The organism is Bacillus sp. 7705b (genome assembly GCF_002289525.1).
Lineage (GTDB): Bacteria > Bacillota > Bacilli > Bacillales > Bacillaceae > Bacillus > Bacillus halotolerans.
On the sequence record NZ_NSDH01000047.1, the window covers coordinates 1 to 10,309 of the forward strand.

The following is a 10,309-nucleotide window of genomic DNA, read 5'->3' on the forward strand; positions in this document are numbered from 1 at the left end:
TTGAATATGTTGTTACCATAATAAACCCTCCATTTTTTTATTAGTCCTCATGAGGAAGAGTACATAATTATCTTAAATCTAGAATGAGGTTTAAGAGTACTCATTAAGTAAGCTAAAACTCCTATAAAAATAAAAAAAAGAACCTAAAAAGTATTTGACCTTAGGCTCTTGGGCATAGGTTGATAAAGCAGTGTACCCTGCTATTTAAAGATTGTAATTGACTTTTGTTTCCCTTTTCATTCATTTTATAAATTTCCTACCTTTCACTCTCTTTGGTTAGTTCTGACAAAGATGATTTGTATTCTATCAATGAGCAAAGTAATAATAATTGAGAGAACCCGGTCTTTAAATATTCTGTATTGTATTTTATGTACTTCTTTCTAGTATATAAAGAAAAAGCCCCCCTATTTAGGAGAGCTACAGGTCTTATGCTTATTTTTTTTGACTTTAGTTAATTTCTCCTCCTCCAATAATTGTTTTTGTTTGTGCCCCTTTTTTGTAATGTAATTGTTTTTATACCATGCTATCATTGCTGCTACAGTGGTGAATACCATAGATACGAATTGTTCTAATTCTTCATCGTCTAACGGAAGAGGTGACTTGTTATAAAGTGTAAGTAGTTGGTTTATGAGTGCCATGAGCAAGACGAATGTTCTAACAAATGTCCCTTTATCCATCATCAAATCTCCTTTAATTTCGAAATCTAGTGCTATTTTACAAAAATACATTGCTAGTGGAATCTTGTAAGTCATCAAAACTAACTTTTCAAAAGTATAATAATAGATTATTTTGAAGAAAAAGAAAAAGGTAGAAGTATTTTTATGTAACTAGTTATACTTCTATCTTTAACTTCAAAGATATTTATGTACACAAATCTGGTATTGCAAAACTCTATCTAGTTTTACATATAAACAACACTTCCTAAGCTGATCAATAATTTATCCATTACCTGATTACGTATTACAAACAATGCTTTATCACTATATCCAATCTCTAGCGCACTTTTTTCGATAGTCCAATTCTTGAAATAACGGTATTCAACAAATTTATACTCTAGTTCTGTTAATTCTGATAATGAGATATCAATTGAATCTTTAACAAGTTGGATATGCTGTAACTCGCTAGCGAGTTTATTTACAGATTCCTGAAATTCACAGTCATCATCGACGCTTTCTGTAAAGATTTCCATGTTATCATTTGAAGCTATGAATTCAAGCTGTTTACTTAGATTAAGGATGGCAACTTTATAATTATTGTAGTTTTTTAAGTGCTTCTCAATATTTTTCACTAGTTTTTTTCTTTTAGGTTTACTAATTTCTTGAAGTGTATACATATGCAATCACCTTTCTTTTCCTAGAAAAATCGAACGTTTGTTCTGTACTTAGATTAATTATATTCAAAAAAGTGTGGCATGGAAAAAAACAAGGAATTTTTGTTAAAAGAAACCTACTTTCATCCTTTCATATGTTTTTAGATTCATCCCTATATACCTATTTTAATTGTAAAAAATTCTTTCATCTCTAATATTTGTAACCTCATTATGGCTGAAAACTCTAAAAATAATCCAAATGTTAATTTTTACGTAAACAAAAGACCTAAAAGAATTGGAGAAAGCCTATGCGGGACTTTTTATAGTGAGTCTCAAAAGCTTTGTAAACACTCTCTATGAAAACGCGGTTATTGTCCGACTCTCGACAATCCTTGAAGTGGAAAAACAGTAAACAAACATACAGTGCTTTTCCATTTCAGCTTCTTTTATGGGCTAGAAATCACAAATGAATATGTGTTCTTTCTAAGTGTTGATTTTTCCGAATAAACTAAAATCTAAGAGGTCTCCTGGACTTTGATGACGAGAGTGCGAAGTTTCCATGAAGAAGAAAAGGCGGTGCATGTCTTTAGTCCATTTCTAAACCGAAAAAAGTTAATCCTCATTCAAAGTGGAAATTGACAAGATAGTAAAATGATCCTGCCAGTACAGGTAAAGTAAAGCATTTTAGACATGGCGCTTATTGACAATTACGACTGCGACGGGGCAGTTACTTTTAGAAAATCGCATAGCGACTGTTGGTTACCCGGTAGATGGGTGGACGACAAATACCTTGCTCTTCGTCTTCTGCATCATCATAAGGTCCATGCATCCACAACAAATTTGAATCGTTCATCATTAGAACCATCATACTGAAAATATATGTAAATTAACTTCTCTACTAGGTGCTTAAAATAACGAGTTATGTTGCCTCAGGTGAAATCAATGCGCATAAGAGAGAATATTTGATGATCTCCTGCTCTCTTCTAGACGCTGTTAGAATGCATTCATATAGAAATTTTAAAAATGAGGATGTCTCATCTATTACCGCAATATGGCTACGCTGACTTGCCGGATTTATGAGACATTATTTGGGATGAGACATAAGAAATCCTGTTCATGACTGACGGAAAAGAAAGCAGACCAGTAACGGTCTGCTTTCTCCTTGTCCTGCAGCAACATCATACAAGAAATCCCCCAAATTCATGCTACACTTAACCCAAGACCACCACACCGACAGGAGGCATCCTATGCAAAACGAAACCCGAACACTGCACCTTGATCCGCACCTTAATATAGAAGCCTACCGCTTCAAGGGGATTATGCAAAAATTCCCGAATCACTTTCACGATTATTATGTGATTGGTTTTATTGAAAAAGGGCAGCGGTACCTGTCCTGTCAAAATCAAGAATATATCATCAATCCAGGTGATCTTCTTCTCTTTAACCCCCGTGACACGCACAGCTGTGAGCAGATTGACGGGCGCACGCTCGATTATCGGTGTATCAATGTGATGCCGGATGTCATGAAGAAGGCGGTGGAAGAGATTACTGGCGCCGGGCATCTCCCTTATTTCTCCCACCATGTGTTATTCCGCCATGAGCTGACATCCAGTCTGCAGGAATTGCACATTCTGATTTCCAAGGAAAAGCAGGCTTTGCGCAAGGAGGAGCTGTTTCTTCATTTACTGGAAGAGCTGATCCGCCGTTATTCAGACGTTACGTTCCTCAACAGCATTCCTGAACCATCCGACGAAGTCAAAATGGTTTGCGGATTTCTAGAAGAACATTATGCCGAGAACGTCACGCTGAATGATTTGAGTGAACTAACAGGCTGGAGCAAATATCATTTATTGCGTTCATTTACAAAACAAAAAGGAATTACGCCTAATAGCTACCTGGAGACAATCCGTATTAATCAAGCAAAAAAACTCCTTGAACAAGGGGTTAGACCGATTGATGCTGCATTTCAGACAGGATTCAGCGATCAGAGCCATATGACGAAGTTTTTCAAACGTCAGGTGGGGCTGACGCCGAAGCAATACATGAAGATTTTCGAAAGGGAGTTTCAAAAATGATCATTCAACGAGAAACTGCCGGCCATACAGCGGCAATTGTGACCATTTTGATTTGGGGTACGACCTTTGTTTCGACAAAAGTTCTACTGGCTGACTTTACTCCGATGGAAATATTATTTTATCGGTTTTTGATCGGCTTTATTGCTCTGATCCTTGTACGTCCTAAAATGATTCCGTTCAAAAGCTGGCGGCAGGAGCTGTTGTTCGCCGGAGCAGGTTTATTTGGCGTGACCTTATACTTTCTATTAGAAAATATAGCGCTCACGTATACATACGCATCCAATGTTGGCATGATTGTGTCCATTATTCCGATGATCACTGCGGTTCTGGCTCATTTTCTGCTTGAAGGGGAAAAACTGCAGCTGACTTTTTTCATCGGATTCGCTGCAGCGCTGATCGGGCTTTTATTGATTACTTTCAACGGTAATGTCGTGCTTCACCTGAAGCCGCTCGGGGACATCTTAGCCGCCGCAGCCGCTCTCGTGTTTGGATTTTATTCGATATTTATGAAGAAATTAAGCGCTCACCGTTATCACATCATCGAGCTGACACAAAGAGTATTTTTGTACGGTTTGCTGTTTATGATTCCCGCTTTATTCTTGTTTGACTTCCATCTTGACCCGAGCCGCTTTACAACCGCTTCAAATGTACTCAACATGCTTTACCTCGGCATCGGCGCTTCCGCCTTATGCTTTGCCACATGGAATTACTCGGTCGGCGTGCTCGGCGCCGTGAAATCCAGCGCTTATATTTACATGGTGCCGGTTATCACAATCATCTCTTCCATCTTGATTCTGCAGGAAAAAATGACATGGATTGCTCTTCTGGGAGGGGCGCTTACACTGTTAGGACTTTACATTTCAGAGCTGAAACCGAAAGCGAAGCTGATGGAGAACGGATGTAATATGGATGCTTAACGGTGCAAACACAAACATCTCTAGTCAGTACGTAATGGTTATTTGGAGGTTTATGTAAATCTAACTGCTCCATCGTTAAATATTGTAGTTAAAATCTATACGCCTGATATTCCAGTAGGTGACAGTACTACAACTGGACTTACGAATACGATTACGATTAAAATAAAATAGAAGTATTTTACTTTATCAGATACTGAGGAAGTATACCCGACAGACTGGGAATCTACTCTTTCTATAACATTTGGAGCAGCTGCTGTATTAGGAGTTGCTGTCTTGATAACAGCTATACCTGACCCCTTAGCAGTAGGAGGAGCCGTAGCTTTTATAAGTGCGTTTTTAGCTTTATTCCCTTCTGCAAATAAATAATATATCAGCACTACATGGGTCTATATCATTTCTCATGTAGTGCTTTACTTTTAAGGAGGATACTGGATGACTCTAAATCAACAAACATTTAAAGAAACCGTAAAAACAGCCGAAACAATTACACAGTACAAGGAAAATGATAAAGAAATCTTGGCTTTTCTAAACAAACAGGATTCTATCATGCTGAATCAGCTAAAAGTATTCTTTAGCGAGCCCCAGCTTACATTCAAACACACCGTCAAAATCGTTTGTTTCGTGACATTCGTAACTTTATATATTTATTTTTTCAGCACTCGTTTTAATGAATTAATAGAACTATCTGTACAAATGTTTTTTGCCTTGATCGGCCTTTTTTGGGTGTCTATTGTTTTTCCATTTTCAAGAAAAGTTCAAATTTCTGAGCGCTTCAAACAAAAATCCGAAAACACCCGCATTGTCGGTATGATCGACTTCGTATTAGAACAAAAATACAAAAAAAGCATCTCTGAATAATCCTCGCCAGAGATGCTTTTTCTCTCTTATACCTTCTCCATCACAGCCGCACTGTCACGATTCATCGCCGCAGGCTCCCTCAGCATCACGTTCATCACGCTTGCAAGCACAAGCATTCCAATCGATAAATAAAAAGCCAGCGTATACTCACCTGTTACGGTATAAATGACGCCGGGCACATACGCTCCGAGGGCAGAGCCAATTTGATGGGCAAGTGACAGCCAGCCGATCATGAGGCCGATCGAGTAATTCTGAAAGTACTGGGTGGCAAGCATTTGCGTCGGCGCTACCGTTGCAAAGTCCACCAATCCAAACAGAACCGCAAAGCCTAAAAGCAAGTAGGGTTCGTGGCTGTAAATCAGAATCACAATCGACAGCGCGCGCACCGCATATAAAAAACAGAGGATTTTCCGGCTGCTCCACCGATCCGCTATGATTCCGGACAGTAAGATACCAGCGATATTAAAACCGGCCAGCAGACTGACAGCGGCGCTCGTAACAGTCGTAGAAAAACCGTGATCATGAGAAAAGGGAATCAAATGGGTATCCATCAGCCCGACGGTCGTAAAGCCGCAGATTAAAAATGGAAGGATCAACAGCCAAAACTGCTTCATACGAAACATCGCGGTTACTGAGCCTGCTTTGGTTTTTGATCCTGTTTCTAACTCCTCCTCAGCAGTCCCGCCGATCGGCTCTTCATTTTTTTCTGAAGGATGATTTCGCAGCAATAAAAGGGCTGCCGGAAGGACAATGACCATTAACAGCAACCCCAATGCCACAACCGTCAGCTTCCAGCTAAACCAATGGATCAGCATAAGCGAGCCGGGAACCAGCAGCATTTGCCCCGCTCCAAAGCCCGCTTCCATGATTCCAAAGGCAAGGCCGCGCTTTTTGCTGAACCAATTCACCACCAGCACACTTGTTGCTACATTCGACGCTCCGCCAACTCCGAGTGACACCCCCAACCCGTAAAGCAGAAAAAGCTGCCACGGTGAAGTGATAAAACATGTCGAGAAAATGCTGATCCCGGTCAGTAACGTGCTCCATGATAAAACTGCCCGTGCGCCCCATCTGTCCACAAGCCGCCCGATCACAGGCTGGGATATCCCGTAAACAATAAAGCTCAGCGTTGAAATCAGCGAGATAGTGCCCCTATCCAGCGAAAACTCCCGCTCCCAAGGCTCGACAAACGCACCAAACGACAGGCGCACACCTTGTACGGCCAATAAAATCAAAAAGGTGATAAAAACGATGATCCAAGCATAGTGGAGTCTTTTCATGACAGCTCTAAATCCCATCGTTCTTCTGTCAGATGCTGTCCCCATAATGGCGTTTCTTCTTTCACTTCACTCAGTCTGAATCCAAATTTCTCGTAAAGCGGGCGGGCTTCAGCCATACTGCTCACTGTCCAAAGAAAAATCCGTTCAAACTTCCTCTCTCTGCTATATGTAACGAGATGCTCAAGCAGTTGCGTGCCCAGCCCTCTGCCTCGAAACGCGGCATCAACCAAGAACCATCTCAGCTGCACCGTCTTTTTATCTTGTTTGACCAATCCCACACAGCCTGCAAATTTTCCGCCGCTTTCCGCGATCCATATCTTTTCAATTTCCGCGTCAAATGTCTCATGGAGATAAGCTAAAAATGTATCATCCCAGCCATGAGTCTCTGCATAAAATTGCCTTTGCTTTTCAATGAGAAGGTGAATATCATCCGAAAGATAATAATCTCTGATTGAAATGCCTGATGACCTGGATGAGAGCGACTGAGACAATATGGCTTCAATCTCCTCCATAGCCGTCGCAAGCTTGTGCTGCTCTTCATCATCGATTTCCTTCAGCATCAGCTCAACCTGTTCATTCGCTTTCTTCTCAAGCTTTTTATAAATGGCTTCCCCCGTTTCCGTCACATATATATAATGATGGCGGGCATCAGCTTTGCTCTTCTCTTTATAAATCAAATCTTCTTTTTCAAACTGTTTCAGTATTCTGCTGACATATCCCCGGTCAAGCCCCAGCTTATCCTGAAGATCTTTCGCCGTACAATTTGGCGTATTGTAAATCTCAAACAAAATCCGTGTCTCCGTTAAGGAAAACGGGCTGTCATAAATGTGTTCGTTAAGGAAGCCAAGAACATTCGTGTAAAAACGATTGAACTTTCTGAATTTTAAGCCCGTTGCTGATTCATTGGTTTTCAAACTTCTCCCCACTTTCTTATATCGTTGATTAAAGCAATTATAATCACATATAGTTGCTATAGTCAACGATATGTCAAAAAAGCGGAGGAAAATTTCATTTTCCAGATGCCTTCCTCTTCCTCAACACCATCAATGTAATATACGATAAAATCAGCGAAAACAAGCTATAGACAACGGCCCATCCCAAAAAAGATTGATTAAAAACCGTAAACGTAAGCACGAGAGAAATGATCAAACTAACTAACGGCATCATATATACATTTTTACAAACATAAGTCCCGGCGACCGATAACACAATAATTGCTAACGGTAAAATGCCGAATGCGATATCTAATTTATCCACCTGCAACAGCCTCCCCCCAGATTTTTATGTTATTTGTAAAAAAACATAACTACCAAAAGGATAACATTTACTTTTTCACACAATTTAAAATTACCCGTTTACATTCACTCCAGACTATGATAATTTAAGAAAGCGCTATCACGATAAGTTAATAGCTTGGATGGAGATGAGGAGAGCCAGGAATTCCACCCCTTTTGACAAGGGGGTGTTTTCTGGCTCTTTTTGTTTTTCAGAAGGAGGGCACGCCACACATCCAACACAAACAGCAAAGGGGATGATTTGATGTTTCACTTATTTAAACCGGCTCCGCACATTGAGAGACTGGATGATTCAAAGACGGATGCAGCTTATAAACGGCTCAGGCTGCAAGTATTCTTAGGTATTTTTATCGGCTACGCAGGCTATTACCTGCTGCGGAAAAACTTTGCTTTTGCCATTCCTTATCTGCAGGAACAAGGTTTTTCAAAAACCGAGCTTGGATTGGTGCTGGCCGCCGTATCCATTGCGTACGGCTTTAGTAAATTTATTATGGGCATGGTGTCCGACCGCTGCAACCCGAGGTATTTTCTCGCGACAGGCTTATTTTTATCTGCAATTGTTAATATTCTTTTTGTTTCTATGCCCTGGGTAACTTCGAGCGTCACCATCATGTTTATTTTTATGTTTATCAATGGATGGTTCCAAGGAATGGGCTGGCCTCCATGCGGCAGAACGATGGCCCATTGGTTTTCTATTAGTGAACGCGGCACGAAGATGTCGATTTGGAATGTCGCTCACAACATTGGCGGCGGAATTCTGGCTCCGCTTGTCACTCTTGGGATTGCTATGTTTGTCACTTGGAAAAGTGTATTTTTCTTCCCTGCCGTTATTGCGATTCTGATTTCATTTTTAATTGTCCTTTTGGTGCGGGATACCCCTCAATCTTGCGGGCTTCCGCCAATTGAAGAGTACCGGAACGACTATCCAAAACACGCTTTCAAAGATCAAGAAAAAGAATTAACGACAAAAGAAATCCTTTTTCAATATGTACTTAATAATAAGTTTCTTTGGTACATCGCATTTGCAAACGTATTTGTTTACTTTGTGCGGTACGGCGTAGTGGACTGGGCGCCTACTTACTTAACAGAAGCCAAAGGGTTCTCTCCTGAAGACTCCCGGTGGTCGTATTTCCTTTACGAATACGCCGGCATACCGGGAACGATCCTGTGCGGCTGGATCAGCGACCGCTTCTTTAAGAGCCGCCGCGCACCGGCAGGCGTTCTGTTTATGGCAGGTGTTTTCATTGCCGTATTGGTGTACTGGCTGAATCCGGCCGGCCATCCACTGGTAGACAACATCGCTCTGATCAGCATCGGCTTCTTAATCTATGGACCTGTGATGCTCATCGGTCTGCAAGCCATTGATCTTGCTCCGAAAAAAGCAGCCGGAACTGCAGCTGGTTTGACCGGGTTTTTCGGATACATCGGCGGGTCTGCTTTCGCAAACGCGATTATGGGATTTGTCGTTGACCGATTTGATTGGAACGGCGGCTTCATCATGCTGATCTCATCTTGTATACTGGCCATCGTGTTCTTGGCTTTGACATGGAATACGGGAAAACGGGCGGAGCATGTTTAAGAAAAGATTATAAAAGATTAATATTTTTCCAACATGCCATTTACATCCGTTTTCTAACATAAAAGCTGTTACTGCTTGTTCATAAGGAGGAAGAAAAGATGAGAAAAAATAGATTACTAGCTTTGGTTCTGCTATCTTTTGGTTTGCTGTCGTTTATGGTTACACCAGTTTCAGCAGCCTCAAAAGGAAACCTGCTGTCTCCTGACCGTATCCTGACAGTCGCGCACAGAGGGGCTTCCGGATATGTGCCTGAGCACACGATCCTGTCTTACGAAACCGCTCAGAAAATGAAAGCCGATTATATTGAGTTGGATTTACAGATGACAAAAGACGGGCAACTCATTGTTATGCACGATGAAAAACTGGACCGCACCACAAACGGCACGGGCTGGGTGAAGGATCATACGCTCGCGGAGATTAAGAAACTTGATGCCGGCTCTTGGTTTAATGAAGCTTACCCGGCAAAAGCGAAGCCACAGTACGCCGGCCTTAAAGTTCCTACATTAGAAGAGGTATTAAACCGTTTTGGCAAACATGCGAACTATTACATTGAAACAAAATCGCCTGACACCTATCCAGGCATGGAGGAAAAACTGATTGCTTCCCTACAGAAGCATAAACTGCTAAGCAAGCATTCAAAGCGCGGCCAAGTGATCATCCAATCGTTCAGCAAAGAAAGCCTGTTAAAAATTCATCAATTACAGCCTAACCTTCCGACTGTTCAATTGATGGAAGCAAAGCAAATAGCTTCAATGACAGATGCTGATTTGGAGGAAATCAAAACCTACGCTGTCGGCGCAGGTCCGGATTATAAAGCGTTGAATGCAGAAAATGTCCGCATGATCCGCAGCCACGGTCTGCTTTTGCATCCTTACACAGTCAATACAGAAGCAGATATGCGCCGCCTGCTGGACTGGGGAGTGACAGGAGTGTTCACCAACTATCCTGACCTCTTCCACAAAGTAAAAAAGGGTTATTAAAAGAAAAAACCTTGCG

The 10,309-nt window shown here is 41.3% G+C and carries 10 protein-coding genes and 1 pseudogene; 6 read left to right on the forward strand and 5 right to left on the reverse strand.

Annotation, left to right across the window (positions count from 1 at the left end; all coding sequences use genetic code 11):
* Positions 1-404 precede the first annotated feature (404 nt).
* Together CJU60_RS17970 and CJU60_RS17975 are read right to left on the reverse strand one after the other, a co-directional pair.
* Complete coding sequence (locus CJU60_RS17970) at positions 405-677, reverse strand: phage holin (protein WP_095714516.1); 273 nt, start codon at positions 675-677, stop codon at positions 405-407.
* 224 nt (positions 678-901) lie between these two features.
* Entirely contained in the window at positions 902-1,333 is a 432-nt protein-coding gene (locus CJU60_RS17975) for a transcriptional regulator (protein WP_095714517.1), read from the reverse strand.
* A gap of 1,223 nt (positions 1,334-2,556) precedes the next feature.
* Here CJU60_RS17975 and CJU60_RS17980 point away from each other — a divergent pair.
* From CJU60_RS17980 to CJU60_RS21460, 4 genes and pseudogenes are all read left to right on the forward strand, one after another.
* Entirely contained in the window at positions 2,557-3,384 is an 828-nt protein-coding gene (locus tag CJU60_RS17980; protein WP_095714518.1) for an AraC family ligand binding domain-containing protein, read from the forward strand.
* Positions 3,381-4,301, forward strand: a complete 921-nt coding sequence (locus tag CJU60_RS17985) for a DMT family transporter (protein WP_095714519.1) — start codon at positions 3,381-3,383, stop codon at positions 4,299-4,301. The genes CJU60_RS17980 and CJU60_RS17985 overlap by 4 nt, the downstream gene beginning before the upstream one ends.
* Positions 4,302-4,325: 24 nt before the next feature.
* Positions 4,326-4,667: pseudogene (locus CJU60_RS17990) on the forward strand (glycoside hydrolase domain-containing protein); the annotation flags it as partial.
* Between the two features lie 66 nt (positions 4,668-4,733).
* Positions 4,734-5,159 (forward strand): hypothetical protein, encoded by a 426-nt coding sequence (locus tag CJU60_RS21460; protein WP_141243801.1) that lies wholly within the window; start codon positions 4,734-4,736, stop codon positions 5,157-5,159.
* Between the two features lie 26 nt (positions 5,160-5,185).
* Here the strand turns inward: CJU60_RS21460 and CJU60_RS18000 are convergent, their stop codons facing one another.
* From CJU60_RS18000 to CJU60_RS18010, 3 genes are all read right to left on the reverse strand, one after another.
* The gene (locus CJU60_RS18000; protein ID WP_095714523.1) at positions 5,186-6,439 is read right to left on the reverse strand and encodes an MFS transporter; all 1,254 of its coding nucleotides are present in this window, start codon (positions 6,437-6,439) and stop codon (positions 5,186-5,188) included.
* Entirely contained in the window at positions 6,436-7,353 is a 918-nt protein-coding gene (locus CJU60_RS18005) for a bifunctional helix-turn-helix transcriptional regulator/GNAT family N-acetyltransferase (protein ID WP_095714520.1), read from the reverse strand. The genes CJU60_RS18000 and CJU60_RS18005 overlap by 4 nt, the downstream gene beginning before the upstream one ends.
* 94 nt (positions 7,354-7,447) lie before the next feature.
* Entirely contained in the window at positions 7,448-7,696 is a 249-nt protein-coding gene (locus CJU60_RS18010) for a YbeF family protein (RefSeq protein ID WP_024120055.1), read from the reverse strand.
* Positions 7,697-7,978: 282 nt separating this feature from the next.
* Between CJU60_RS18010 and glpT the strand changes: the two genes are divergently transcribed.
* Entirely contained in the window at positions 7,979-9,313 is a 1,335-nt protein-coding gene (gene glpT / locus CJU60_RS18020) for a glycerol-3-phosphate transporter (RefSeq protein WP_095714521.1), read from the forward strand.
* 98 nt (positions 9,314-9,411) lie between these two features.
* Entirely contained in the window at positions 9,412-10,293 is an 882-nt protein-coding gene (locus tag CJU60_RS18025) for a glycerophosphodiester phosphodiesterase (RefSeq protein ID WP_095714522.1), read from the forward strand.
* The last annotated feature ends 16 nt before the right edge of the window (positions 10,294-10,309 follow it).